General features: G+C 58.3%; 25 protein-coding genes and 1 pseudogene. 20 read left to right on the plus strand and 6 right to left on the minus strand.

Translation table 11 applies throughout. From position 1 onward, the window contains the following. The first annotated feature begins 3 nt into the window (after positions 1-3). Positions 4-1,668 (plus strand): electron transfer flavoprotein-ubiquinone oxidoreductase, encoded by a 1,665-nt coding sequence (locus tag B7L15_RS05880; protein ID WP_085918067.1) that lies wholly within the window; start codon positions 4-6, stop codon positions 1,666-1,668. A 387-nt stretch (positions 1,669-2,055) separates the two neighbouring features. Here the strand turns inward: B7L15_RS05880 and B7L15_RS05885 are convergent, their stop codons facing one another. From B7L15_RS05885 to hemC, 4 genes and pseudogenes are all read right to left on the minus strand, one after another. Then, positions 2,056-3,315 (minus strand): heme biosynthesis HemY N-terminal domain-containing protein, encoded by a 1,260-nt coding sequence (locus B7L15_RS05885; protein ID WP_085918068.1) that lies wholly within the window; start codon positions 3,313-3,315, stop codon positions 2,056-2,058. After that, complete coding sequence (locus tag B7L15_RS05890) at positions 3,312-4,784, minus strand: uroporphyrinogen-III C-methyltransferase (RefSeq protein ID WP_085918069.1); 1,473 nt, start codon at positions 4,782-4,784, stop codon at positions 3,312-3,314. The genes B7L15_RS05885 and B7L15_RS05890 overlap by 4 nt, the downstream gene beginning before the upstream one ends. 16 nt (positions 4,785-4,800) lie before the next feature. Next, positions 4,801-5,579: pseudogene (locus B7L15_RS05895) on the minus strand (uroporphyrinogen-III synthase). Beyond that, positions 5,576-6,520 (minus strand): hydroxymethylbilane synthase, encoded by a 945-nt coding sequence (hemC, locus tag B7L15_RS05900; RefSeq protein WP_085918070.1) that lies wholly within the window; start codon positions 6,518-6,520, stop codon positions 5,576-5,578. The pseudogene B7L15_RS05895 and the gene hemC overlap by 4 nt, the downstream one beginning before the upstream one ends. 138 nt (positions 6,521-6,658) lie before the next feature. Between hemC and B7L15_RS05905 the strand changes: the two genes are divergently transcribed. The 8 genes from B7L15_RS05905 (at position 6,659) to B7L15_RS05940 (ending at position 14,835) form a co-directional block, all read left to right on the plus strand. Continuing rightward, positions 6,659-8,710 carry a putative bifunctional diguanylate cyclase/phosphodiesterase gene (locus B7L15_RS05905; protein ID WP_085918071.1) on the plus strand — a complete coding sequence of 684 codons (2,052 nt, stop codon included), beginning with the start codon at positions 6,659-6,661 and terminating at the stop codon, positions 8,708-8,710. A gap of 104 nt (positions 8,711-8,814) precedes the next feature. Continuing rightward, a complete protein-coding gene (gene argH / locus B7L15_RS05910; protein WP_085918072.1) occupies positions 8,815-10,221 on the plus strand; it encodes an argininosuccinate lyase in 1,407 nt (468 codons plus the stop codon). Further along, positions 10,218-10,328: an LPS translocon maturation chaperone LptM gene (gene lptM, locus B7L15_RS05915; protein ID WP_082925969.1), complete on the plus strand. Its 111-nt coding sequence runs from the start codon at positions 10,218-10,220 to the stop codon at positions 10,326-10,328. The genes argH and lptM overlap by 4 nt, the downstream gene beginning before the upstream one ends. Beyond that, a complete protein-coding gene (lysA, locus tag B7L15_RS05920; RefSeq protein WP_085918073.1) occupies positions 10,329-11,600 on the plus strand; it encodes a diaminopimelate decarboxylase in 1,272 nt (423 codons plus the stop codon). Beyond that, positions 11,600-12,433, plus strand: coding sequence for a diaminopimelate epimerase (gene dapF / locus B7L15_RS05925; protein ID WP_085918074.1), 834 nt, complete (start codon positions 11,600-11,602; stop codon positions 12,431-12,433). The genes lysA and dapF overlap by 1 nt, the downstream gene beginning before the upstream one ends. 56 nt (positions 12,434-12,489) lie before the next feature. Next, positions 12,490-13,203, plus strand: coding sequence for a DUF484 family protein (locus B7L15_RS05930; protein WP_085918075.1), 714 nt, complete (start codon positions 12,490-12,492; stop codon positions 13,201-13,203). Further along, on the plus strand, positions 13,196-14,101 hold the full coding sequence (locus B7L15_RS05935; RefSeq protein WP_085918076.1) for a tyrosine recombinase XerC: 906 nt from the start codon (positions 13,196-13,198) through the stop codon (positions 14,099-14,101). The genes B7L15_RS05930 and B7L15_RS05935 overlap by 8 nt, the downstream gene beginning before the upstream one ends. Beyond that, on the plus strand, positions 14,098-14,835 hold the full coding sequence (locus tag B7L15_RS05940) for an HAD family hydrolase (RefSeq protein WP_085918077.1): 738 nt from the start codon (positions 14,098-14,100) through the stop codon (positions 14,833-14,835). The genes B7L15_RS05935 and B7L15_RS05940 overlap by 4 nt, the downstream gene beginning before the upstream one ends. Here the strand turns inward: B7L15_RS05940 and yihA are convergent. Then, positions 14,829-15,464, minus strand: coding sequence for a ribosome biogenesis GTP-binding protein YihA/YsxC (gene yihA, locus B7L15_RS05945; protein ID WP_085918078.1), 636 nt, complete (start codon positions 15,462-15,464; stop codon positions 14,829-14,831). The genes B7L15_RS05940 and yihA overlap by 7 nt on opposite strands. Positions 15,465-15,680: 216 nt before the next feature. Here yihA and B7L15_RS05950 point away from each other — a divergent pair, with 216 nt between their 5' ends. The 10 genes from B7L15_RS05950 (at position 15,681) to dtd (ending at position 24,290) form a co-directional block, all read left to right on the plus strand. Then, positions 15,681-16,301, plus strand: a complete 621-nt coding sequence (locus tag B7L15_RS05950) for a c-type cytochrome (protein WP_085918079.1) — start codon at positions 15,681-15,683, stop codon at positions 16,299-16,301. A 108-nt stretch (positions 16,302-16,409) separates the two neighbouring features. Beyond that, positions 16,410-17,042 carry a thiol:disulfide interchange protein DsbA/DsbL gene (locus tag B7L15_RS05955; protein ID WP_085918080.1) on the plus strand — a complete coding sequence of 211 codons (633 nt, stop codon included), beginning with the start codon at positions 16,410-16,412 and terminating at the stop codon, positions 17,040-17,042. Between the two features lie 35 nt (positions 17,043-17,077). Further along, positions 17,078-17,884 (plus strand): endonuclease/exonuclease/phosphatase family protein, encoded by an 807-nt coding sequence (locus B7L15_RS05960; protein ID WP_085918081.1) that lies wholly within the window; start codon positions 17,078-17,080, stop codon positions 17,882-17,884. Positions 17,885-17,987: 103 nt separating this feature from the next. Further along, positions 17,988-18,545: a TRAP transporter small permease subunit gene (locus tag B7L15_RS05965; protein ID WP_085918082.1), complete on the plus strand. Its 558-nt coding sequence runs from the start codon at positions 17,988-17,990 to the stop codon at positions 18,543-18,545. Beyond that, entirely contained in the window at positions 18,545-19,954 is a 1,410-nt protein-coding gene (locus B7L15_RS05970; protein ID WP_085918083.1) for a TRAP transporter large permease, read from the plus strand. The genes B7L15_RS05965 and B7L15_RS05970 overlap by 1 nt, the downstream gene beginning before the upstream one ends. 177 nt (positions 19,955-20,131) lie before the next feature. After that, a complete protein-coding gene (locus B7L15_RS05975; RefSeq protein ID WP_085918084.1) occupies positions 20,132-21,244 on the plus strand; it encodes a TRAP transporter substrate-binding protein in 1,113 nt (370 codons plus the stop codon). A 116-nt stretch (positions 21,245-21,360) separates the two neighbouring features. Further along, the gene (gene thiD / locus B7L15_RS05980) at positions 21,361-22,191 is read left to right on the plus strand and encodes a bifunctional hydroxymethylpyrimidine kinase/phosphomethylpyrimidine kinase (protein WP_085918085.1); all 831 of its coding nucleotides are present in this window, start codon (positions 21,361-21,363) and stop codon (positions 22,189-22,191) included. Positions 22,192-22,294: 103 nt separating this feature from the next. After that, the gene (locus B7L15_RS05985; protein ID WP_085918086.1) at positions 22,295-23,137 is read left to right on the plus strand and encodes a universal stress protein; all 843 of its coding nucleotides are present in this window, start codon (positions 22,295-22,297) and stop codon (positions 23,135-23,137) included. A gap of 70 nt (positions 23,138-23,207) precedes the next feature. Further along, positions 23,208-23,801 (plus strand): chalcone isomerase family protein, encoded by a 594-nt coding sequence (locus B7L15_RS05990; protein ID WP_085918087.1) that lies wholly within the window; start codon positions 23,208-23,210, stop codon positions 23,799-23,801. 51 nt (positions 23,802-23,852) lie between these two features. Continuing rightward, positions 23,853-24,290, plus strand: a complete 438-nt coding sequence (gene dtd, locus B7L15_RS05995) for a D-aminoacyl-tRNA deacylase (protein WP_085918088.1) — start codon at positions 23,853-23,855, stop codon at positions 24,288-24,290. An 8-nt stretch (positions 24,291-24,298) separates the two neighbouring features. Here the strand turns inward: dtd and B7L15_RS06000 are convergent, their stop codons facing one another. Then, positions 24,299-26,245 carry an ABC-F family ATP-binding cassette domain-containing protein gene (locus tag B7L15_RS06000; protein ID WP_085918089.1) on the minus strand — a complete coding sequence of 649 codons (1,947 nt, stop codon included), beginning with the start codon at positions 26,243-26,245 and terminating at the stop codon, positions 24,299-24,301. 29 nt (positions 26,246-26,274) lie between these two features. On the opposite strand from B7L15_RS06000, the gene B7L15_RS06005 reads away from it, so the two are divergent. Further along, entirely contained in the window at positions 26,275-26,862 is a 588-nt protein-coding gene (locus tag B7L15_RS06005) for a TIGR02444 family protein (protein WP_085918090.1), read from the plus strand. Positions 26,863-26,982: the final 120 nt, after the last annotated feature.

Below are 26,982 nucleotides of genomic sequence, written 5' to 3' on the forward strand. Positions count from 1 at the left end.
AACATGGAAAACATAGAACGCGATTGCATGGAGTTTGATGTTGTGATCGTCGGCGCGGGACCGTCAGGTCTATCCGCCGCGTGTCGCCTGATGCAACAGGCTAATGAGGCCAAGAAAGAACTCAGTGTATGCGTGGTGGAAAAAGGCTCAGAGGTGGGCGCACATATTCTTTCGGGTGCCGTGTTTGAACCCCGCGCTTTAAAGGAGCTTTTCCCCGATTGGGAAGAGCGAGGCACACCGCTGACAACGCCTGTAATCCGCGATGAAGTCTACTTGCTCAGAGACGCCGTAAAAGCGCAGAAGCTACCTAATGTCCTTGTGCCGAAGAGCATGCATAATACCGGCGGGGATATCACACGCTATGTAATCAGCGCTGGCAATCTAAGCCGCTGGCTCGCTGAGCAGGCAGAGGCACTGGGCGTCGAGATTTTTCCTGGTTTTGCCGCTCAGGAGCCTATTATCGAAAATGAGGTTGTTCGCGGCATCATGATCGGCGACATGGGAGTGTCTGCTGACGGCATGTCAAAAGATGGCTATATGCCGGGCATGGAGCTGCGTGCCAAATACACTCTTTTTGCCGAGGGGGCACGCGGCCATCTTGGCAAGCGACTAATCAAAGAGTTCGCTCTCGATGCCGGGCGCGATCCGCAGCATTACGGTATCGGCCTAAAAGAGCTGTGGGATGTTCCGGCTGATAAGCATGAGCCCGGCTTAGTGATGCATGGCTCGGGCTGGCCACTGGATAGCGATACCCATGGCGGCTGGTTCCTCTATCATGCGGAGAATCATCAGGTCGTGGTGGGGTTGATCATTGATCTATCTTATCCGAACCCTTGGACCTCTCCGTTTGATGAATTCCAGCGGATGAAACACCACCCGGTCATTAGCCAGTATTTGGAGAGCGGCAAGCGCGTGGCGTATGGGGCTCGTGCCATCACCAAAGGTGGCTACAATTGCTTGCCTAAAATGACTTTCGCGGGCGGACTTTTAATCGGTTGTGATGCGGGTACGCTAAATTTTTCCAAGATCAAAGGCTTACATACGGCAATGAAATCCGGCTTGGTAGCAGCTGAGAGCGTTTTTGAGGCGCTCCAAGTCGGTGACGAAGGCGGCCAAGAACTCACGTCTTTCACCAAGAAGTGGGAAGGAAGTTGGGCATTTGCCGAATTAAAAGAAAGTGCAAGCTTTGGACCTGCGATTCACAAGTATGGACCCATCCTTGGTGGGGCATACAACTTTGCCAATCAGCTACTCAGTGGCAAGCTGCCTACCCTTCACGATAAAATCCCCGACCACAGCACGCTTAAACTGGCTGATCAATGCGATAAAATTAACTACCCCAAGCCGGATGGCAAGCTATCATTCGATAAGTCCTCGTCGGTATTTCTCTCCAATACCAACCACGAAGAGAACCAGCCCTGCCATCTTCGCTTGGCTGATTCAGGGTTGCCGATTCGCGAAAATCTCCCTAAGTATGCTGAACCCGCACAGCGCTTCTGTCCTGCAGGTGTTTATGAAGTGATTGAGGATGATAAGGGAAAGCCCAAGTTCCAAATCAACTTCCAAAACTGCGTTCACTGCAAAACTTGCGATATTAAAGACCCCGCGCAAAACATCACCTGGGTTGCGCCGGAAGGAGGGGGAGGTCCTAATTATCCAAATTTTTAGGGCTTGTTGACGTTTAAATCCTGAGCTCAACTGATAAGTGCAACATCTGACTTATTAGAATCAGAATTGGATTAAGCGGCTTAACTTTGATCTGGGTTGTCACAAATGAGCTGACCGCTCCGATAGTGAGGGGTCACCTTGGAATACGACATCGTCATGCTCGATACTATACGATTGAGGAAAATATTTTCGCTCTATATACGTCCAAACCAATGTGGGCTGCGGGGATACGTAGGTCTCTTGGTGCTGGACCATTGGCGATAGTGCTGCGTTAGACTGAATCATAACCTGGCTTATGTAATACATGATTGCCTCAACCTCAATCTATCCACGACGTTGAGGAGAGGCAGTTCATCTATCATGCTTAATCAGTGCAATCTTTCGTTACTAAGCTCGCCGCTTGGTCTTTTTTATGTCTGGCTGGCTGTCATTGGCATCGCTTGGCTGGGGCAGCGAAGGCAGCGACTTGGCCAGCATTTCCACGCTGTGGCGGTAGTAAAGCTGGCTTTTGTTATGCTCGCCGAGACTGGCGTAGAGGCGAGCAAGCTCGGCGCAGACCACACCGCTGGGGCGTTGGCGTTGGCTGGCCTCAAAGTACTCTTGTGCTTTGGTCCATTTACCGGTGCGTAGTGACAATCGCCCGCAGGCAAGCAGCAGCTCGGGGTCGTTAGGCCGTTCCTGAAGCCATTTTTCCGCTTTGACGAGCTGGCGTGACGGATCGACATTGAGCAATCCGTAACGCTTCACAAGCCGGGCATCCCAGTGGTGATCGAGAGAGTGATTCAGCAACCGTTCGGCAATGGTGTCTTCGTTGGCCTGTAGCAGGGCCTCGGCGTACAGCACGATGAGCTCGGTCTTGCCGCGCAGGTAGTCGGGCATGTCTGCCCAGAGGCTGCGAACACGCTCGATATCGCTCGGATTTTTGGCCTCGAAGATAATCAGCTCACGGTATGCCTTGAACTCGAGTTCTTCGCGCTCCTGCTGTGAAATCAGCTTTTGCGCGGCTAACCGAGGGATCAACCGGCGTAATCCTTCCCAGTCGTTGACGCTCAGGAAGACCTGCTTGAGAAGCTTGAGTACTTGCGGGTGATTAGACAGCTGCTTGTCCAAGCGGTTAAGAATTGCCAGCGCTTCTTCAGGCTGCTGGCGGTCGATCAGTAATTGCGCCTGCATCAAGCCAATGGCGGTATCAGCACCTTCCGTCGTCAGTTGGGCTTGATTGATGTGCTCTTGGGATTGGGTGTAGTTGCCTTGATAGTGTGCCGCCAGGGCTGCCGATAGGTAGTTCACCAGCGGCGTGCTGGAATCATCGGCCGCTTTCACCAGCGTTTTTTCTGCGCGTTTCCAGCGCCCTTCGGTCATGGCCACCAGCCCCCGCACAGTGCGCTTCATGGCACGGCGGTTGCGGGCGCGGCTATTCCAGGTGCGAAATCGGCCTACCGGGCGAATCATGCCGCTTAGCAGGCGCAGTATAAAATGCAGCACCAGAAAGGCGGCCAACAGCAGTACAAGGCCAAACCAGAAGGAGGTTTGCACCGAGGTGTCACCGACGCGTATCAGCCAGTAGCCGGGCACTGACATCATCAGGTGGCCAAACAGCGCCCCAACGGCGAGCCCGGCAACAATCAGTAGGATGAGCTTTCTCATGACTCACCTCCCTCTTGTTGCTGGCGCGACTCGTGGCGGTTGTCGATAAATTCCGCCATGGCCTGTTGCGATCCGCTGATATCCGGCAGTTCGGGCTCGACGGTCACCTCCTTGAGTTCTTCAAGGCGCTCGATCACGCGCTGGGTTTCTTCCCGAGAGGTGTCATAGTAACCGTTGATCAGTTCCAACGCCTTGTCGATACTCGCTTCGTAAAGCGACTGCTCTTCTTTGAGCAAGGCTAACTGGGATTGCTCAAGTATCAGCCGCAGACTTTGGCGCAGGTATGATTCCTGCTCCGGCGTGACCAGCGCTTCCAGGGCTTCGTCATGGTGGCGAATCATCACCAGGTCTTTCAGTTCTTCGCCGAAGCGGGCCAGTTGTCGCTCGAAGGTGCCTGTGGGCGGCTGCTCGATGCTCGAGGTCACCGCACGCTCTTCCACTGCCTGGGAAAGGCGCAACCCGGCGACGCGTTCCTGTTGCGCATTCAGCGCCAGATAGACCCCGGTGCGGTCCAGGCGCGGGACAGCATCAAGGGCGGCCAGTTCGTTGGCGATTTCCCGCCGGACGGATGTCAAGGCAGGGTTGTCGGCATCTTCCAGGCGCGCATCGGCGGTGCGCAGCAGCGCAGTGGCACCTTCAACATCACCTTCCAACTGCAGACGCTGGTTGGCGAGGCGCAATAAATAAGCGGCTTCGGCATGCAGCCAGTCGCGCTCATCGGTTTCCTGCTCTTGAGATAGTTGCGCCAGTACGTCGTCCAGGGTGTCGTCGACGTTGCTGCGATAGTTGGCAAACTCATCGCGCAGCTCGCTGATGGTGCTGTCAAACTGTTGCTCGCGCTGGGCCTGAGCGTTTTCAAGCTGCGCGGCAAGGTCGTCAACGGCCTGTTGCGTCGCACTGCTTTCACTGAGTTCATTAAGTCGCTGCTGCTGGGCTTCCAAGCGTAGCCAGCCCTGCCAGGCGACCACGCCCACCGCTATCGCCAGTAGCAGTACCAACACAATGGCAAACCCGCCTTTGCCTTTGCCGCCGCCAGTGGGCGGCGTGGATTGGGACGGCGGGCTTTGCTTGTTGCCGGATGAAGGCGTTGACGACGAAGCAGGACTTTTTGCGCTGCTGGAAGAGGTATCCTGTGAAGAGCCACTCTTCTTGGGATCGCTGGACGCAGAGGCTTGTTGCCCGTCGCTTGATTGATTGGCGCCTTGGTTCTTTGGCTGGGTTGTATCCTGAGCGGCGTTTTTGGCGCTTTTCTGGCGTCGCCGTGAGCGCTGACCACTGGATGAGGAAGCAGGCGTCTGCGACGACGCTGAGGTGTTTGTCGAGGGGCTGGAATCGTCGCCATGACTACCAGGGACGCCATTAGGAGGGGAGCCGGTTGTGGAGGATGACGACGGCGCCGCCTTGTCCTCACCAGCGGTATTCGCCGCGTTTTTCTGGGTGTCGTCCTGATCGCTTGTTTGTTTGCTCATCTGTCGCTAGCCCTTGTTAAGTTCCTTGATCGACATCGGCACCCGCTGGGTCTAGGTCCGAGCCAACGCGGCGATTAACGCCGGTGGTGTGGCCCCTGACGCCACAATGGGGTCGCAAAACCCCAGTCTTTCAGCCAGTGTAGCCAAACGGCGACTGGAAACGATTAGCGGTTGGTTCAACGCTGCCGGTTGGCACCATTTTGCCAGATGTTCTAAGAGTTCGCCGCTGGTGACGATCAACGCCCGGTAATTACCCGTTGCGAGCCGAGCTTTTACGGGGCTCGATGGTGTCAGCAAGCGGCGTCGGTAGACGGCCAAAGCGGTCACCTGCGCGCCGCGTTCGGCAAGCGTATCCGCTAATAGCGGTCGACCGCCTTCACCTGCGACTATCAATACGCGCTGGTGGGATAGCCTTTGCAGTGATGCCAAGCGCAGCAGCGCTTCGCTGGTATCCTCACTCTCACGCGGCGGCGGGACATGCACGCGCACGCCTAACTGGTCGTAAAGCAAGGCCGCTGTACTTTGACCAACGCTATAGTAGTCAATGCCGACCGGCAGCTGTGGCCAGTAGCGATCAAGCGCCTCGCTCAAGCAGCCAGCGGCAAAGGGACTCACAACAACGATCTTATGGTACTGATCAATATTTAGCCAAACCTGGCGCAAGGTCGTGTCTTCGGGCAGCGCCTGAAGCTGCATCACGTCCAGTGTCTCAGCGTTGACGCCCTCGCGGCGCAGTGCCTCTGCAAGCACTGTCCCTCGAGTACCAGGCCGGGTGATCAGTACCGGTAGCGTCATATCTCGTTGCCGTATACCTCGGCCAGAATCTTGCCTGCTCCCTGGTCAAGCAACTCCTCAGCGATGCGAATACCCAACGCTTCGGGTTCGTGCATCGAGCCGTGGCCCTCCGCACGGAGCACTTCGGTGCCTTCCGGGTTGCCGACCAGCCCACGCAGCCACATCGTCTCGTTATCAAGGTCCAGCACCGCATGACCGGCAATGGGCACTTGGCAGCCGCCTTCCAGGCGCGTATTCATCGCCCTTTCCGCGCGAACGCGTGTGGCAGTATCAGCATCGTCCAACGGCGCCAGAAGTGCAATTAATTCAGGATCGTGCAGTCGGCACTCAATGCCAAGGGCGCCCTGCCCGCAGGCGGGTAGGCAGATTTCAGGCGGCATCGCCTGGGTAATGCGGTCGTCCAGGCCAAGCCGCTTGAGGCCGGAGGTGGCCAGGATGATCGCCTCGAATTCACCGCTATCCAGCTTGCCCAGGCGGGTCTGGACATTGCCGCGCAGGTTCAGAATGCTGAGATCAGGACGCGCCTCGCGCATCTGTAGTCCCCGTCGCAGGCTGGCCGTGCCAATGCGAGCCCCCTCCGGCAGCTCGTCAAGGCTGCGGTAATGGTTCGAGACAAAGGCGTCGGTGGGGTCGGCGCCTTCGAGAATTATCGACAGGCCCAGGCCTTCGGGGAAATGCATGGGGACATCTTTCATGGAATGCACCGCGATGTCGGCGCGACCGTCCAGCATGGCCTCTTCCAACTCCTTGACAAATAATGCTTTGCCACCAATTTTGGAAAGCGGTGTATCGGTGATCTTGTCGCCTCGCGTGGACAGCGGCACAAGTTCAACCTCAAGTCCGCTGTGCGCCGCCATCAGGCGGTCGCGAACATGCTCCGCTTGCCACATCGCCAGTTGGCTTTTCCGCGTGGCGATGCGTAGTTTGGTGATAGATGCCACGTTATTCTCCTTTTGCCGCTGACACGGCGCGTCAAATTATGATAGTTCTCATCATAAAGCACCCGGCTACCCAGTAAAAATAACCAATACCGCAAGTGATCTTGAATGCGTCCCAAGTTGCTTGCCTCAGGATACCCTATGACGCCCTCTGCACCGTATGGACAGCTGGATCAATTTTTCCTGCTTTCCCATGATTTATTTTTCTGTATTGACCTGGAAGGGCGGTTTTTGCAGGTAAACCCTGCGTTTGAGAACCTGCTGGGTTATTCAGCGGACGCACTCGTGGGTAGGCACTGTGGCAAGGTGGTTGACGTGCGGGACCACCTTCTCATCGAGACAATGTTTGAGCGCTTGATCCAGGGGCACGATGTTCCCATCTTCGAGGTGCGGGCCCGCTCGTCCTCACAGGCGCTTCACTGGTTAGAGGTCGATCCTTCGCTGGGCGACGGGGTGGCCTATGTCATCGCGCGGGTGGTGTCGGATCGCAAAGCCACCGAAAGCCGACTGAAGCTCCTCGAACGCAGCGTCGAGTCAAGTACCAATGGCATGATCATTGCGGATGCGGCCCATGCTGACTTGCCTATCGTGTACGTTAATACCGCCTTTGAGCGGATCACTGGATATACCCGCGAGGAAGCGCTTGGCCGCAACTGCCGTTTTTTGCAAGGCGACGATACCGATCCAAATACGGTCAAGCAGCTACGCCGGGGTGTCGCTGATGGTATAGAAGTGCATGTGGTAATTCGCAACTATCGGCGCAATGGCAGGCCTTTCTGGAACGATTTATACGTTTCTCCGGTGCGCGATACGTTGGGGCAAGTGACCCATTTCATCGGCGTGCAAAACGATATCTCTGAACAGCGCGAGTACCAGGCACAGTTGGCTTATAACGCCAGCCATGATGCGCTGACGGGGTTGCCCAACCGGACGCTGCTGACCCAGCGCCTGGATCAGGGATGCCTGGTGGCGCGCCGCTACCAGCGTCATCTCGCCGTGCTGTTTATCGACCTGGACGAATTCAAGCCGATCAATGACACCCTTGGGCATGAAGTCGGTGACTTTATTCTGATGGAGGTCGCCAAGCGGCTGGAAGAGGAACTGCGCCCCTGGGATACCGTAGCGCGTTTCGGCAGTGATGAATTTGTGGTCCTCCTGCCGGATCTGGCTCACCACAGCGACGTGATTCAAGTGGTTGAGCGGATTCTCAAACGATTGGCGACACCCTACTGGCATCAAGGCAGCGAGTTGCGCATTACCGCAAGTATCGGTGGGGCGATGAGCGACGGTACCCTCAGTGACCCTTCCCAGTTGATCCAGCAGGCTGACTTGGCCATGTACAAGGCCAAGCGTCGCGGGCGTAATACCTGCCAATGGTATACCGAGGATCTCAACCGCAAGGTCAGCGAACGGGTCAGCCTGCGCAATGCGATGCAGTATGCGATTGAGCAGCAGCAGTTCGAGCTGTATTTCCAGCCGCAAATGCACGGGCCCAGTGGCAAGGTGGTGGGCGTGGAAGCCCTGATCCGCTGGCCGCACCCTGAACGTGGCTTCATTCCGCCCGGGGATTTTATTGGCCTGGCGGAAGACACCGGGCAAATCATCCCGATCAGCGACTGGGTGCTCGCCACTGCCTGCCGCGTTGCCAAGCAACTGAACGAGCTGGGCCTGGGGCGAATTACCATGGCGGTGAATGTTTCGCCGATGCATTTCCAGCGCCCCGGTTTTCTGGAAACGGTTGAACGGGTGCTTGAGGAAAGCGACCTGGCGCCGGAACTGCTTGAGCTGGAACTGACCGAAGGCGTATTGATGGATAGCGCGGAGCAGGCCATTCAAGCGCTGAAGCGCATACGGCAGTTGGGCGTTCACATTGCCATGGATGACTTTGGCACCGGTTTTTCCAGCTTGAGCTACCTTAAACGCCTTCCCATTAACAGAATCAAAATTGATCGTTCATTTGTGCGTGATGTGATTACTGATCGCCACGATGCCGCCATCATTGATGGCGTTGTTGCCATGGCGGGAAAGATGGAGCTAGAGGTGCTGGTCGAGGGCGTGGAAACCGCTGAGCAGTTTGCCTACCTTGCTCAACGTCACTGCGACTACTTGCAGGGCTACTACTTCGCGCGCCCCATGCCATTGAACGCCCTGCTTGATTTCTTAGCGTCGCCCCCGACGTTGTCGACGCCCTAGGCATTGATGCCGTCGTGATAAAAACGGCGTGCCGCTCCCGAGGGCGACTCTGTTACACTTTCCGCTATCGACTCTAATTGTTTTGTCAGCAGGATATGCCTCCGATGAGCCAAGCTACGAACCAGTCTTGGGGCGGTCGCTTCAGCGAGCCCACCGACGCCTTTGTTGAACGCTTTACCGCGTCCGTCAATTTTGATCAACGCCTGGCGCGCCAGGATATCCAGGGATCTATCGCCCACGCGACGATGCTGGCGCGCGTCGGCGTGCTGACCGACGACGAGCGTGACGCGATTATCAACGGCCTGAGTGAGATCAAGGGCGAAATCGAGCGCGATGAGTTTGAGTGGTCGGTGCCGCTGGAAGACGTGCACATGAACATCGAAGCCCGGCTGACCGACAAGATCGGTATTACCGGCAAAAAGCTTCACACCGGGCGTTCGCGCAATGATCAGGTGGCCACTGATATTCGCTTGTTCATGCGCGACGCCATCGACGTCATAGAAGCCGAGCTTGTCCGCCTGCGCGAGGGAATGATCGAGCTTGCTGACCGCGAAGCCGAGACCATCATGCCCGGTTTTACCCACTTGCAGACCGCCCAGCCGGTGACTTTTGGCCACCACTTGCTGGCCTGGCAAGAGATGGTCGCCCGCGACCACGAGCGCCTGCTGGACTGCCGCAAGCGGATCAACGTGATGCCCCTCGGTGCTGCGGCGCTGGCCGGTACCACCTACCCGATCGATCGTCACGTGACCGCCGAACTGCTGGGCTTTGAGCGCCCGGCGGAAAACTCGCTGGACGCCGTGTCCGATCGCGACTTCGCCATCGAATTCACCAGCTTCGCCAGTATCCTGTTGATGCACCTGTCGCGCATGAGCGAAGAACTGGTGCTGTGGACCAGCGCCCAGTTCGATTTTATCGATTTGCCCGACCGCTTCTGTACCGGCTCGTCGATCATGCCGCAGAAGAAAAACCCAGATGTGCCTGAGCTGGTGCGTGGCAAGACGGGCCGCATCTATGGCCACTTGATGAGCCTGCTGACCCTGATGAAGTCCCAGCCGCTGGCCTATAACAAGGACAATCAGGAAGACAAGGAACCCCTGTTTGACGCCGTGGATACCGTGCGTGATTGCCTGAAAGCGTTCGCCGACATGGTGCCGGCCATCGAGCCGAAAAAAGCCAGCATGTTTGAAGCGGCGCGCAAAGGCTTTTCCACGGCCACCGACCTGGCTGACTACCTGGTGCGCAAAGGGGTGGCCTTCCGTGATGCCCATGAGATCGTCGGTCAGTCGGTGGCCTATGGCCTGAGGACTGAAAAAGACCTTTCAGAAATGACGCTAGATGAACTCAAGCAGTTCTCGGCCACTATTGAGCAGGATGTATTCGAGGTGCTGACGCTGGAGGGCTCTGTGGCCGCGCGCAATCACATCGGCGGAACGGCCCCCGACCAGGTGCGTGCCGCCGCCCAGCGTGCCCGCGAGGCACTGGCAACCTTGAAAGGGGGGGCACTATGAAAAAAATTGCCTTACTCGCCGTGGTGGCCCTGTTGCTGGTCGGCTGTGGACAAAAAGGGCCGCTCTACCTGCCCGATGACGATAATGTCGATCAGCAGGAGGGTTAAATGGATCATTTTAACGACCGTGACGGCCTGCTTTTTGCTGAAGATGTCCCGCTTGACCGTATCGCCGAGACATACGGCACGCCTTGTTATGTCTATTCAAAGGCAACACTGACGCGCCATTTCCGCGCCTACACCGAAGCGTTGGGCGGCCATCCACACCTGATTTGCTACGCGGTAAAGGCAAACTCCAATCTCGCCGTGCTGGGGCTGTTGGCCAAGCTGGGAGCGGGTTTTGACATTGTGTCGGTGGGCGAGCTTGAGCGCGTGCTCAAGGCGGGCGGTGACCCGGACAAGGTCGTGTTTTCCGGCGTGGCCAAGCAGCCCCATGAAATGGCCCGGGCACTTGAAGTGGGCATCAAATGTTTCAACGTCGAGTCACGCCCCGAGCTCGAGCGGCTGAACGCCGTGGCGGGTGAGCTTGGCAAGGTGGCCCCGGTGTCGCTGCGGGTCAATCCCGATGTGGACGCGGGTACCCACCCATACATTTCCACTGGCCTTAAGGACAACAAGTTCGGCATTCCCGTCGACGATGCCCTGACGGTGTACGAACTGGCCGCAAGTCTGCCCAACCTGCAGGTCAAGGGCCTGGATTGCCATATTGGTTCGCAGCTTACCGAAACCGCGCCGTTTCTGGATGCGCTGGAGCGTTTACTGGTGCTCATGGAGCGCCTGCGCGAGCGTGGCATCGAGATCGACCATCTGGACCTGGGCGGCGGCCTTGGCGTGCCCTACCGGGATGAAACCCCGCCGCACCCGTTTGACTACGCAAGCCAGCTACTCTCGCGCCTGTCGCGCTGGGAAGGCGGCGAGCAACTGACGCTGCTGTTCGAACCCGGTCGTTCGATTGCCGCCAATGCGGGGATCATGCTCACCCGTGTGGAGTTTTTAAAACCTGGCGAAACCAAGAACTTTGCCATCGTGGATGCCGCCATGAACGATCTGATACGCCCGGCGCTGTATCAGGCATGGCAGGCCATTGTCCCGGTGGATACGCGATCAGCGCGCGAAACCTCAATCTACGATGTGGTGGGGCCGGTCTGTGAAACGGGCGACTTTTTGGGTCAAGAACGCGAGTTGGCGATTGCCGCGGGCGACCTGCTGGCCGTGCGGTCCGCCGGCGCCTATGGGTTTGTCATGGCCTCCAACTACAACAGCCGCCCGCGCCCCGCTGAAGTGATGGTAGACGGCGAACGTTGTCATCTGGTCCGCGCCCGTGAAACGCTGGAAAGCCTGTGGTCCGGTGAAGCCTTGCTGCCCGAAGGAGGCTGCTAATGCTTTTGCACTTCACCAAAATGCACGGCCTCGGCAACGACTTTATGGTGGTCGACCTGGTCACCCAGCGCGCCCGCCTGCGCGACGAGCAAATACGCCAACTGGCGGATCGGCGTTTTGGCATCGGTTTTGACCAACTGCTGATCGTGGAGCCGCCCCGCGACCCTGATATGGACTTTCGCTACCGGATTTACAACGCTGATGGCAGCGAAGTCGAAAACTGCGGTAATGGGGCGCGCTGCTTTGCGCGCTTTGTCCGTGAACAGCGTCTGACCCACAAGCACGAAATTCGTGTTGAAACCGCTGGCGGACCGCTGGTGTTGAATGTTCAGCACGACGGCCTGGTGCGTGTCGACATGGGTCAGCCGCGCTTTAATCCGGCAGCCGTGCCGTTCGACGCCCCGGGCGACCAGCCGCTGCACGATGTCGAGGTGGATGGTGAAACGCTGCAACTGGGTGTGGTATCGATGGGCAACCCCCATGCGGTGCTTCAGGTCGATGACGTTGATACCGCTCCCGTCGCGCGTTTGGGTCCGCTGCTCGAAGCGCATCCGCGCTTTCCCAAGCGTGTGAACGTGGGGTTCATGCAGGTGCTGTCGGCAAGCGAAATCCGGCTACGGGTATTTGAACGCGGTAGTGGCGAAACGCTAGCCTGTGGTACCGGGGCCTGCGCCGCCGTTGCCAGTGGTATCCGCCAGGGGCTGTTAAAAAGCCCGGTGCGCGTCCATTTACTCGGCGGCGAATTGAGTGTCGAGTGGTCGTCACCCGAGTCACCGCTGATCATGGTGGGGCCGGCGACGCATGTCTTTGACGGCCGGGTAGCGATTTACTAGCGCTTTTGAACAACCGATAGAGCAAGCAGTCTTTGACTAACCCAAGGAGAACGGCGATGTCCCAAGCCCCAGAACCGCGCAAAACGCTCGACCCCGATCAAGTCGCGTTTTGGCTGGCGCGTCATCCCGATTTTTTCGTGGGGCGGGAAGGGCTGCTGCAGCAGTTGCAGGTTCCTCATCCGCATATTGAAGGGGCGGTGTCGCTCCTCGAGCGCCTGGTGATCGACTTACGCCAGCGCGCCGAGACCGCCGAAGGGCGTCTTGAGCATTTGCTGGAAACCGCTCGCCATAACGAGGCCCAGTACCGACGGCTGCGCGAAACGTTGCTGGCGCTGGTGGAGGCCGACACGCGTGACGCTTTGGCCCAGGCGTTGGCCACGCAGCTTAGTGAGCGCTTCAACACCCCCGCCATGGCGCTATGGTGCCCCGCGACATTAAGCGACGACGAACCCTCACTCCCGCAGCCGCCCCGGCATGTGCTGGATCAGCATGCCAGTGCCCGGTTGGCGGCGTTGCTCGATGGCCGCACCAGTCGTTGCGCCAAACTCAGCGTCAGCGACTGGAAGTGCTTGTTACCCCACGTCAAAGCGCCACGCAAGGCGGGGTCATGCGCCATTTCGCGGCTTTCTGCGGGTGAGCCGCTGGGGTACTTGCTGATTGCCAGCCCCGATGCCGATCAGTACCGCGCCAGTATGGATACGCTGTTTACCGAGTACCTTGGCGATATCGTGGCACGGCTGCTGATTCGCCTGACGCCCACCCATGAATGACGACGCTACCCGCCAGCACGCTGAGGCGTTTCTCGCCTCGCTCGCACGCCACGCAAGCGAGGCAACGGTGGCTGCTTACCGCCAGGATATTGGCGCGCTGTGCGGGTTTATTGAGCGCCAGGACGACGATGCCGCCGCGTTCGACCAGCATCTGCTGCGCGCGTTTTTGGGGGAAGAGCGCCGCCGGGGGCTTGCGCCACGCAGCCTCGCCAGGCGCCGCGCGGCGTTATCGCGCTTCGCCGATTACCTGGTGAAGCAGGGCGTCATCGCCGATAACCCGCTGGATCTGGTCCGTACACCCAAGCAACCCCAGCACTTACCGCGCCCGGTGGATGTCGATACGCTGGCGCGCTTTCTGGATACGCCCCACGATGACTCGCCACTGGCGCGCCGCGATCAGGCAATGCTGGAACTGCTCTATTCGAGTGGGTTGCGCTTGGCGGAGCTGGCGTCACTCGACCTTGAGGCTCTTCAGGACCATCGCGTACGCGTGCTGGGAAAAGGCGGCAAGCCCCGCCAGGTGCCGGTGGGGCGTCGAGCCCGGCAGGCGCTGGCGGCCTGGTTGAGCGTCCGGCCCCAATGGGCGCCTGACGCTGAAAAAGCGCTGTTTGTCGGCCAGCGTGGGGCACGCCTGGGACATCGGGCGATTCAAAAGCGCCTGGCATTGCTTGCCATTGAGCGGGGGCTACCCGAGCATTTGCATCCTCACCGACTCCGCCATTCATTCGCCAGCCATTTACTCGAGTCCAGCCAGGACCTGCGTGCGGTGCAGGAGTTGCTGGGGCATGCCAACCTCTCGACCACCCAGGTCTATACACGGCTGGACTGGCAGCACCTGGCAACCAGCTACGACGCCGCGCACCCTCGCGCAAAACGCCGCCCACGGAGCGAGCCATGACCTCACTCAAAGCGATTACCTTTGATCTGGACGATACCCTCTGGGATAACAGCGGCGTGATGGCGCGAACGGAAACCGGGCATTACGGCTGGCTGCGTGAAAACCTCGCCGCTTGGTTGGCCGAACGTTGCTGGCCGTCGTGGGGGCTAGGGTTTGATCAAGGGCTTGAGGATTATCTGCAACGCCGAAAGCGACTGGCCTTGGAAGTGCCCGAACGACGTGGCGACTTTACCTGGCTGCGTTTACGTGCCCTGGAAGCGCAGCTCGAGACCCAAGGCTTGCCGCGCAGCGCTGCAACGCTGTGGGCCGCCGCTGCCATGAATGAATTCCATCGTTTGCGCGTACAGGTGACGCCGCACCCCGAAGCCGCCGAGTTATTGTCAGACCTTGGGCAACGCTATCGGCTGGCGGCCATTACCAACGGTAATATTCACCTCAAACGTCAACCGTTGGCGGGTTACTTTGAAGTGGCGATCGCCGCCGGTGAACTATTGGCCCCCAAGCCCGACCCCACGGCGTTTCTGGCCGCGCTTGAACGCTTCGAGGTCGCGCCGCACAACGCCATGCACGTGGGCGATTCCTGGGAAGAAGACATAGTCCCGGCCCTGCGGTTGGGCATGCACGCGGTGTGGATCAGCGAGGAGCGTCACGACGCGCTGCCCAAGGGCGTCCATCAGATTGGCCATGTGAGAGAGCTGCGCGGCGTGCTGGCGGCATTGAAGACGCCTTATTGAGGCGTCTTCAACCACTGGTCCAGACGCTGTGCGAGGGTGTCGACCCCGTCACGCTTGAGCGACGAGAACAGTTGAACCGATACCAGGTCCTCCCACTCCTTCAGGCGTGATCGCACTTGCTGCAACGCCGCGTTGGCCGGGCCCTTTTTCAGCTTGTCGGCCTTGGTGAGCAGAATATGCACCGGCATGTCACGCTGGTCGGCGAACCCCAGCATCATCTGGTCAAACTCGGTGAGCGGATGGCGTACATCCATCAACAGCACCAACCCGCGCAGGCTGAAGCGGCCGCGCAGGTAGTCAGACATGTGCTGCTGCCATTCCAGCTTGACCGTTTCGGGGACTTTGGCGTAACCATATCCGGGGAGATCGACCAGGCGGTATGCCTCATCATTCATGACGCTAAAGAAGTTGATTAACTGGGTGCGCCCCGGCGTACGCGAGGTGCGGGCCAGCGCTTTCTGCTGGGTAAGGGCATTGATCGCACTGGATTTTCCGGCGTTCGAGCGCCCGGCAAACGCGACTTCGGCACCGGTATCGTCCGGGCATAGGGCGAGCGTAGGCGCGCTGGTCATAAATTGCGCGGTGGGGTAATTAAGTCGCACAGCTGAACTATCATGGGGGGTAGGCATGGCATTAATCCTGACAAACAAAGATAAAAACAATCAATAAGGTGACCAACAATGCGCGACAAGATTTCTGCAATTTGGAGGCTTCGCTATACTGCACACAAATGGGTTTCTATGGCCCGCGGGTAGTGTAACACCGTGCTCTGCCGGGCAGCGACCAACGTGTCAGCTTGTGTGTCGTGCGGAGGCTTTGATAACACCAACCATAATGGAATTGCGATGAGAACATTACTGGCAAGCCTGGCCATTTCCCTGGGTGCCGCGGGGAGCGCTGCGGCAGATCCTCGGTCGGAGGCTGACGCGGCCGCCGGTGAAACCCTGGCAACGCCCTGTGCGGCTTGTCACGGGCAAGCTGGTATCAGCCCTACACCGACATTTCCTCATTTGGCGGGCCAGCAGATGTCGTACCTTGCCAAACAAATCATGGATATTCGTGATGGCCGCCGTGAGGTGCCGCAGATGGCGGGTCAGGTGGATAATTTTGATGACCAGGACGCCTGGGACGTGGCCGCTTTTTACGCCGGGCAGGAGCCTCATCTTGGCCAGGCGGATGATGACGAAGCGCTGTTGGCCCGTGGTGAAGAGCTGTACCGGGCCGGTGACAGGGAGAATGGCATTCCGGCCTGCAGTGCCTGCCATACGCCGACCGGCCGGGGAATAGGCAGTGCGGCTTATCCAGCACTCTCGGGGCTGCAAATCGATTACACGGTCAGCACCCTGCAGGACTTTGCCGCCGGCGACAGGGATAACGACCCTAACGGCGTGATGCGTGATATCGCGACAAAAATGAGCGATGACGACATGCAGGCGGTAGCTAATTATCTGCTGGGTTTGAATTAAACGACCGCCCTCAATAAGCTCATGTTATTAATCACTTGTTTTGCCAAGCGTGGAACCCCAGCCGAACGCTGGGGTCACAAGGTCGCTTTCCCACGGAGAAGAGTCACTATGTTGAAAACGTTAATGGTTGCGGTTGCCGGACTAAGCTTGTCAGCGGCAGTCAGTGCCCAAGAGTTGGTTGAAGGACAGCACTACGAAGTGCTCGACGAGCCGGTTGAGACGCAGGTTGAGGAGGGGCAAATAGAAGTGCTGGAGGTATTCTGGTTTGGCTGCCCGCACTGCTATCGCCTGCAATCACATGTTAATGAGTGGTACGAAACCCTCGATGATGACGTGACGGTTGAAAAAATGCCGGCGACCATGGGCGGCGACTGGAATACCCATGCCAACGCCTTCTACGCCGCGAAAGAACTCGGTATTGAAGAGGACCTGCACGCGGATTTCTTCGACGCCATCCACCAGGACGAGCGTTCTCTGACCGATGAAGACGAGATCGCCGCCTTTTTCACCGATTATGGCGTTAGCGAAGAGGAAGCCAAGGAAGCCCTCACGGCCTTTAACGTTCGCAGCAACGTGAACAAAGCCAATAGCCGCATGCGCGATATGCGCCTGATGGGTGTGCCCGCGCTGGTGGTCGATGGTCGCTATGTCGTGACGCCAAGCAGCGCCGGTAGCCTTGAAAACATGCCCAATATCGCCGACGCCCTGGTTGATCAGGTCCGTGAAGCGCGCCAAGAGTAACGCTTTGTGACGCTGCATTCACCACGGGGTTTTGCATGAAAGAGCTGGAGGCACACGCACCGCTGCTGAGCAGCGGCCACTTGCGTCTGTTAACGTTTAATCTCCAGGTCGGTATTCAGACCTCGGCGTATCATCACTACGTAACGCGCAGCTGGCAGCATCTTCTGCCCCATCCCCAACGTTTGCAGCGGCTGGCATTGATGGCCGAGGTGATGGGCAGGTTCGATGTGGTCGGGCTTCAGGAAGTCGATGGCGGCAGCTTTCGCTCAAGCCGCGTTAACCAGGTCGAATACCTGTCCGCCAAGTCGGGATTGCCCCACCATTTCCAGCAGTTGAACCGCAATCTGGGCCGTATTGCTCAGCACAGCAACGGGCTGCTGTCGCGGATGGTTCCCAGTCAGATAGAGGAGCATCGTTTGCCAGGCGCAATGCCGGGGCGGGGTGCCATACACGCGCGCTTTGGTGAGGGGCCGGATGCGCTGCATATCTTTGTCGCGCATCTGGCGCTGAGCCATCGCGGTCGCGTGCGGCAGCTCAACTACCTCAGTGAAATCATCCAGCCGCTGCGCCATGTGGTGGTAATGGGGGATCTGAACTGCACACCGGATCAGTTGCATGCCCACGAGCGCTTCAATGACGCCCTGCCGCTACACCCGGTAAAACCCCTGCTGAGCTACCCATCCTGGCAGCCGCGGCGAGCGCTGGACCATATTCTGCTCTCCCAGTCCCTCGAGGTGGTGGATGTGCAGGTACTGGATCATCTGTTCTCTGACCATCTGCCCATTGCCGTCGATTTGCCGCTTCCTGAAGCCTGTCTAGCGGCGATTCGCGCAAGCGTTTAATAGATAAGCGCGTCTCGCTGTTCAGGGACGCTGCAATGTCTGCGTATTTGCGCTATTGTCTGGGGCGCTGACTCCTCTTAGCCGTTTTACGCGAGACACTTCCATGTCGGACACAACAAAACTACCTGCGTTGATAGGTGCGCTGGACCGCGCTTCAGAGTGGTTCGGGCGATCCCTTGCGTGGCTGATCATCATCATGATGCTGATTCAGTTCGCGATTGTACTGCTCCGCTATGCGTTCAGCGTGAACAGTATCTTTATGCAAGAGCTGGTGATGTACATGCATGCCAGCGTCTTTATGCTTGCCGCGGCTTATACCTTTCGGCACGACGGTCATGTGCGGGTCGACATCTTCTACCGGGGAATGTCGCCACGCCGCCAGGCCCTTATCAATGTGGTGGGCATTGTGACGTTATTGATGCCGGTGATGGTGTTCATCATTGCATCGAGCATGGGTTACGTGGCCAATTCCTGGCGCATCCTCGAAAGCTCCCCTGATCACGGCGGCATTCCGGCCGTGTTCGCACTGAAAACCCTGATACCGCTATTTGCATTGCTGATGATCGTTCAAGGCGTCATTGAAGTTGTACGCAATGGTTATGTGCTGGCCGGACGGATAGCGCCCGCCGAAGATGATGACCATCATGAGGAGCGCCTTTGATGCTGGAATTCATGCCGATTGTTTTATTTGCCGTCATCTGTATTGTCCTGATGTTCGGCTTTCCCGTGGCGCTCTCGCTGGCGGGCACGGCGCTGCTGTTTGCCGGTATGGGGCTGGGCCTCCAAGCCATGGGAATCGATGCCAATTTCGATGGTGGCTATCTTGCTGCGCTGCCCAACCGACTATACGGCATCATGACCAACCAGACGCTGTTGGCGGTGCCGCTATTTGTCTTGATGGGGGTTTTGCTCGAGAAATCCAAAGTCGCCGAAACGCTGCTCGATGCCATGGCACTGCTGTTTGGTGCCATGCGCGGTGGCTTGGGTATCTCGGTGACGCTGGTAGGCATGCTGATGGCCGCATCCACAGGCATCGTGGGGGCAACCGTGGTCACTATGGGCCTGATGTCGTTGCCGACGATGTTGAAGCGTGGCTACAGCACCTCGCTTGCGACGGGGACGATTTGTGCCACCGGCACGCTGGGTCAGATTATTCCCCCTTCCATCGCGCTGGTACTGCTGGGTGATGTCTTGTCATCGGCGTATCAGCAAGCGCAGCTGGATATGGGGATTTTCAGCCCGAAAACGGTATCGGTGGGTGATCTCTTCATGGGCGCACTGGTGCCGGGTTTAATCCTCGTGGTCATGTACATGGTTTACGTAGCGCTCATCGCATGGTGGCGCCCGAGCATGGCCCCCGCCGCTGATCGAAAGGAGTTGATGGAAGAGCTTGGTCACACCTCGGGGCTTGGCATGTTGCTGCTCAAAGGTCTGGTGCCACCCGTGGTGCTGATTGTGGCGGTGCTTGGGTCGATCCTCAGTGGCTTTGCGACACCTACCGAAGCGTCCGCCGTGGGCGCCTTTGGCGCCCTGGTGTTGGCGCTAGCCTATCGCCAGTTGGATATGGCGACCCTGAAAGACGTTCTGCGTTCGACGACCAACGTCACCACCATGGTGTTTCTGATTCTGATCGGGGCGGCGCTGTTTTCGCTGGTATTCCGGGCTTATGGTGGCGAGCACATGGTCACCGAGCTGTTTGAAGGTATGCCCGGCGGCGTGGTGGGCGCAACGATCATCGTGATGCTGGTTATCTTCCTGCTGGGTTTCATTCTCGACTTTATCGAAATTACCTTCGTGGTGGTGCCCATCGTCGGCCCGATTCTGCTCGCCATGGGGCTTGATCCGATCTGGCTCGGCATCATGATTGCGATTAACCTACAAACGTCGTTCTTGACGCCACCGTTCGGCTTTGCTCTCTTTTATCTGCGTGGGGTGGCGCCGCCGTCAGTGCCGACTTCGGCGATCTATCGCGGGGTGATTCCGTTTATCCTGATGCAGTTGGGCATGTTGCTGATGCTAACGTTCTTTCCGCAGTTGGCAACGTGGCTGCCCGCGCAGTTCGGCGGCTAGCAATAAGTTGAAAGTCGCCGCTGCTATCAACGCAAGGACGTGACAACCTAGTACTTACGCAGTTAAATAACTCATTAACCATTTGCAGCAAGCCGCTTGGTCCAACGCCTGAAGCACATGGCTGAGCGGTGTTTTCCTACCCATAACAGTAATAATAGAAAGCTAGAGGGTTCATGTATGAAAGTTAAAACACTCCCCATCGCCATTGCCATGACGACCGCCATGTCCGCCAGTTTGCTGGCGGTGTCGAGCATTGATAATCACGCCCAGGCTCAAGAAGAAGAATTCCGCTGGAAGATGGTCACATCCTGGCCGAAAAACTTCCCGGGTGTCGGCCAAGGCCCCGAGCGTCTTGCCGAGCTTGTGGATGAAATGTCGGACGGCCGCCTGACCATCGAAGTCTTTGGTGCCGGTCAGCTGGTGCCAGGGTTTGAGGTATTTGACGCCGTTTCCGACGGTACCGCTGAGCTTGGTCATTCCGCTTCCTATTACTGGAAGGGCAAAGCCCCCGCTGCCCAGTTCTTTGCCGCTGTGCCGTTTGGCATGAACGCCCAGGAAATGAACGCCTGGCTACACTTCGGTGGCGGGATGGAGCTGTGGAACGAGCTTTACGATGAATTTGGCGTCGACGTATTGGTGGCCGGTGCCTCAGGCGTGCAAATGGGCGGCTGGTACAACAAGGAGATCAACTCGGTTGATGACCTGGATGGCCTGAAAATGCGTATGCCAGGCCTGGGCGGTGAAGTCATGAACCGCATGGGCGTGGCGATCGTGAACATGCCGGGCGGTGAGATTTTTACCTCGCTGCAGTCGGGCGCGATCGACGCAACCGAGTGGATTGGTCCTTATAACGACCTGGCCTTTGGCCTGCACCAGGCGGCGGATTACTACTACTATCCGGGCTGGCACGAGCCGACCGTGATGTTCGAGGCGATCGTCAACGAAGAGGCCATGGCCGAACTGCCGGCAGACCTGCAAGCGATCCTGAAAACCGCGGTACGCGACGTCAATGCCAACGTGCTGGACGAGTACACCGCGCGTAACAATGATGCGCTGGAAACACTGGTCAACGAGCATGATGTCGAGCTGCGACGCATTCCTGATGACGTATTAGCGCAGGCACGTGAACACTCGGCAGATGTCGTTGCAGAGCTGGCAGAATCCAGCGAGATGGCAACGCGGATTTACGAGTCCTATCAGGCTTTCCAGGAGAAGGTCGAGGACTATCACGCGATCTCCGAACAGGCATACTACAACGCGCGTAACCCTGAAGGCGACAGCGCCGAATAATACGCCGAGCCTTGCATGAAATGGCCGCCTTCGGGCGGCCATTTGCGTTTTTAAGGCAGCACAAACGCCTCGGCTTGGGTATCCTAGCTGAATACTGTTTTTATCCGAGGATCCTCATGTCTACTGATTCCCGCCTGCGCAATGTGCTTACCATCGCCGGCTCCGACCCCTCCGGTGGCGCTGGGCTGCAGGGCGATTTGAAAACCTTCTCGGCACTCGGGGTCTACGGTACCAATGTGATTACGGCGGTGATCGCCCAGAATACCTGCGGTGTCGCCTCGGTATATCCGGTGTCGCCCCAGGCGATTCGCGAGCAGTTGGAGAACCTGCTCGACGATGTCGAGATCGATGCCGTCAAGATCGGTATGGTCGCCAGCCGCGACGTGGCCGAGGTGATCGCCGAGGTGCTGGGTCGACGCCGGCCACGCTGGATCGTGCTCGACCCGGTAATGGTGGCCAAAAGCGGCGATATTCTGGTCGATAATGAAGGTATCCGGGCGGTGCGCGATATCCTGGTGCCACTGGCGGACGTGATTACCCCCAACCTGCCCGAGGCCGCTGTTCTGCTCGACGCACCATCGCCCACCGGACTGGATGAGATGGAAGCGATGCTGCCGGGCTTGACGCAGCTTGGCGCGCCCTATGTGGTGCTCAAAGGGGGCCACCTGCGGGGCGAGACCTGCCCCGATTTGCTGGCGACGCCCAATGAGCACCGCTGGCTGCCAGCGTCACGGATCGCCACGGAAAACCTGCACGGCACCGGCTGCGCGCTTTCTTCAGCTATTGCGGCCTGCCTCGCCAAGCTCCCGGCAGGTGCTGAAAATGACGCCCCAGTTGCTGCGATTGCCGAGGCCAAGCAATGGCTGCATGCCGGTTTGGAGGCCAGTGTCAGGCTGAATGTGGGTAACGGGCGCGGCCCGGTGCATCACTTTCACGCCTGGTGGTAAAGCACAGCGCTGCTCGCCGGGGTGGCGTCACCGTTTAGCTTGCGCAATGGACCGTTGCGCACCATGCTGAAGGGTGTTGCTAGCAGGCCGAGGAGCGTTTGCGATGACCCGTACCCTACTGTTTGCCACTGACCTCTCTGCCGAAAACCGCGCCGCCTTTGCCAGAGCGCTGCGCCTGGCTTACGCCGACGGCGCGCAGCTCGATATCGTCCATGTGCTCGATCCCTACCTGCCCCGTCGCGTCTTTCACGAGGTTGAAGCGGCGGTGGTAGACGATATCGCCGCCACTCTCAAAGATGTCCGTGAAGATTACGCCCTCGAAGAACCCAAGACGCTGATCCAGACGGTGGCTGGCGCGCCTTACGTTGAAATTATCCGCGAGGCCCATGAGCGCCAGGCAGACCTGGTCGTAGTGGGTATGCATCGCAAGCGCGGACAGAAAGACCTGCTTGCGGGGACTACCCTGATGCGCATTATCCGCAGTGCGCCTTGCCCTGTGGTGGTTGCCTCGCAGCCGCCTACCCAGCCGTGGGGGTCGATACTGGTGCCCGTCGATTTCTCTCTGACGGCTCGGCACAGTCTGCGGGAAGCGTTGCAGCGTTTTCCTGATGCATCACTGACGTTATTGCATGCCTGGAGCTTGCCGGGCGAGCGTGAACTTGGCTCGCACCCTTACTATGCGCAATGGCGAGATCACGAGGTGACGCGGCTGCGCGAACGGCTCGCTCAGGAAATTGACAGTTTGATGGACGAGCTGGCGGGCGTTCCCGACGTTGAGCTGGTGCTGGAGCACGGCTCCCCGTGTGAGGTCTTGAATGCTTACATCAAGCGCCACACCCCTGATTTGGTGGTGATCGGCAGCCGCGACCAACCGCACCATGCGAGCCAGATGACCGATATGCTATTGAGTGAGCCTCACTGTGACGTGATGCTATGCAGGGCGTAATTATACGGAACTTTTATTTGGTTTTTATGTAGTATAGGTGCTGTCTTGCAACAATAAGAGGTGCCTTGCTATGTCGTTACATGTCGGTTTTCTCAAGCCTTGCGGGTATCGCGTTGGTGTATGGCTGGCGGGCGCGTTGCTGCTGTTTGGGTCTTCAGACCTTTGGGCGCAGACAGTCAGCGAAAAAGGTGAGCGCTTCGAGCGAACCCTGGAAGAGAACGGCCAGCGCTATGCGCTTATCGGCAGCGGCGTTTTTACCTACATGATCTGGACCGCCTATGCCGGGGCGTATTACCAGGCAGAAGGCGAGACTGATCCCCAGCCGCAAAGCGATATACCCCGCCGCCTCGAGTTAGCTTACTTCCATGATATCGAGGCCGAAGAGTTTGCCGACGCCACCACAGAAACGCTGCAAAAAAACCTGACCGCCTATGAGTACTCGCAGCTGGAAGCCGATATTAATACCTTTAACCAACGTTATCAGGATGTCGAGCCACAGGACCGCTATGTCTTGAGCTGGGACGGCGATACGCTGCGCTTGGCATTGAATGACGAGATTCTATTCGAGGGCGGTAATGCAGAACTGGCCAGTGCTCTCTTTGGTATCTGGCTAGGCGAACGTCCTCTGGGTGAAGACTTCCGCGATGCGCTGTTAGGGCGGTAATCAGGTATTGGCAAGCGCGTTATACTGGCGCTTTTGCGAGCGAGGCATAGCGTGAAAGCATTGATTCAGCGGGTAACCAGGGCAAGCGTTGATATCGAAGGTGATAACGTGGGCGCCATTGACCACGGGCTGTTGGCGCTGGTGGGCATTGAAAAGGGCGATAGCCAGGCGGATGCCGACAAGCTGTTGCACAAGTTGCTGAACTACCGTGTGTTCAGCGATGCCAATGGCAAGATGAATCTGAATGTGCAACAGGCCGAGGGCGGCCTGCTACTGGTGTCACAGTTCACTCTGGCCGCTGATACCCATAAAGGCCTGCGGCCCAGTTTTTCCAGCGCCGCGCCCCCCGATGAAGGCGAGCAGCTGTTTAACTATCTGGTGGCCCAGGCGCAATCCGCCTGGCAGAACGTCGCTACCGGCGAATTTGGCGGCAATATGCAGGTCTCGCTGGTGAACGACGGGCCGGTGACCTTCTTGCTGGAGAGCTGAGCGGGTCTTCAGGCGTTCTCGCTGGCCACTAACTCAGCTTCCATGGCTTCCAGTGCCTCCTCGGCGGCCAGCCACTCAGCTTCGGCGTCGTTCAAGCGCGCCTTGATATCAGCTTGGCGGGCCAGGGCATCGGTCAATTCAGCTTTTCGAGCGTTGTCGGTGTAAAGCTCAGGGTCGGCCAGTATTTCCTCGACCTTTTCCAGTGACTGCTGGGTTTTCTCCATCGCTTTTTCCGCCTGGTCACGCTGCTTTTTCAGTGGACGCAACTTCTCACGTAATTCAGCGGCTGCTTTGCGAGCCGCCTTGCGATCACCGCTGGGCTGTTGGGCCTGGCGTTCGTTTTTCTCGCTGCGGCTGTCGCGGCGGCTTTCTTCAAGGCGTGCTTTCAGCCACGCTCGGTAGTCGTCCAGGTCGCCGTCAAAAGGCTCGACGCGATGGTCGGCGACCCGCCAGAACTCATCCACCGTGGCGCGCAGCAGGTGACGGTCGTGGGATACCAGGATGACGGTGCCTTCGAAGCTGGCCAGCGCCTGGGTCAGTGCCTCACGCATTTCCAGGTCCAGGTGGTTGGTGGGCTCATCCAGCAGCAGCAGGTTGGGTTTTTGCCACGCCACCAGGGCCAGCGCCAAACGCGCCTTCTCGCCGCCTGAAAAGGTGGCTACCTGACCAAAGGCGTCGTCGCCTTTAAAGCCGAACCCACCCAGGAAGTTGCGGATTTCCTGGTCGCTGACGGTGGGCGATAGCCGCTGTACATGCACGAATGGGGTGGTGGTCACGTCGAGCCCTTCCAACTGATGCTGGGCAAAGTAACCAATCGCCAAGTGCTCGCCGGGCACCCGCTTGCCATTCAGCAATTCGAGCTCGCCAGTGAGTGATTTGATCAGCGTTGATTTACCCGCCCCGTTGGGGCCTAGCAGACCGATCCGACTACCCGGCAGGAGGGTAACATTGACCTTGTCTAGCTGGACGATATCGCCCGCATCGCCGCGATAACCCAGCGTGGCCTGGTCGAGCACCAGTAGCGGGTGAGAGGTTTTATCCGAGGCGGGCAGGGTGAAATGAAAGGGCGAATCGACATGGGCGACGGCAATATCTTCCATGCGCTCCAGCATCTTGACGCGGCTTTGGGCCTGCTTGGCCTTGGTGGCCTGGGCACGGAAACGCGCGATAAAGCGCTCGATTTCCTCGCGTCGTGCCTGCTGCTTGGCGGCTTCTGCCCGCTGGAGGGCAAGCTTTTCGGCGCGGGTGCGCTCAAAAAGTGAATAGTTGCCGCGGTAAAGTTCCATCGTTTGGTGATGCATATGCACAATGTGATCGCAGACGGCATCAAGAAAATCGCGGTCGTGGGAAATCAACAGCAATGTGCCGGGATAGCGGGTGAGCCATTGCTCCAGCCACAGCAACGCATCAAGGTCCAGGTGGTTGGTGGGCTCATCGAGCAGTAGCAGGTCGGAGGGCATGAACAGCGTGCGGGCCAGGTTGACGCGCATCCGCCAGCCCCCGGAAAACGCCGAAAGCGGTCGATCGAGGTCCGCCTGAAAAAAGCCGAGCCCGACCAGCAGCTGTGCTGCGCGGGATTCGGCGCGATAACCGTCGAGGGTTTCAATCAAGCCGTGCAGTTCAGCCTCCCGGTGGGCATGCCCTGCATCCCTGGCGGCCTGTAGGTCCGTTTCGGCCTGGCGAAGGGCGATGTCGCCATCCAGTACATACTCGATAATCGGCCGGTCCAGCGCATCGACCTCCTGAGCCATGTGAGCGATACGCTGTCCACCGCTCAGTTCGACGTCGCCCTGGTCCGGGCCGAGTTCGCCCAGGAGTAGTTTAAAGAGGCTCGATTTGCCTGCACCGTTAGCCCCGATAATCCCCGCTTTCACCCCGTCGGGTAGGGTGAGGTCGGCGTTGTCGAGTAACGTTTGCGTGCCGCGTTGCAGGGCGACTTGGCGCAGTGCGATCATGCGTTCTCCCGAATAAGGTGGGTCATACAATGCCAGATTCTAGTGCGCTTGATTCTACCCGATTCGCGGCGCTTCAGCAGACACCGCTGTGGGATTTCGCGCTAACCTTTTATAGTCGCCCCGGCGTCGAGCAGGCGTGCCTGACGCTACAGGACGACGCAGGCGTGGATGTCTGCGAGCTGTTGTTTCATGGCTGGCTTTATGTGCATGGACTCGAGGCGTTACCAGAGTCGCTTGAAGCGCTGCGCCAGGCGCGCCGTGATTGGCAGACTGGGGTGACAGAAGTGCTGCGCGGGCTAAGGCGCGATTTAAAGCATCACGATGCCTCAAGTGAGACCGTTACCGCCCTGCGTGAGCGGATCAAACAGGCAGAGCTGCTCGCCGAGCGTGAAAACCTTCAACGTTGGCAAACGTGGGCATTGGACAACGAGCAGCCCACTGCACGCCTGAGAAATGTGCCAGTTAGCTCGCAAGATACGGGAAGATGGCTGCAAGAAAACGTTTTATTGCCACAAGATGCGAAAATGGAAGGTTGTGGGTCAAAAACACGACAGGCCCTTCAACACGCCTTTAGCGTGCTAGGTCAGCAACTTGACCCCTTACGGCGGGCGCGCTAGCCTGAAAATTAGCTGCTTTTGAATAACTAACTGTTATTCGGCCTCTGAGATGTGCAGCGCCATTCAGCGATTGCACAGTGGCCACAACACTGCGCGTTGTGAGACGCGCCGATCAAAGCA

Origin of the sequence: Halomonas sp. CSM-2, assembly GCF_002119345.1 — a bacterium.
Taxonomy (GTDB): domain Bacteria; phylum Pseudomonadota; class Gammaproteobacteria; order Pseudomonadales; family Halomonadaceae; genus Vreelandella; species Vreelandella janggokensis.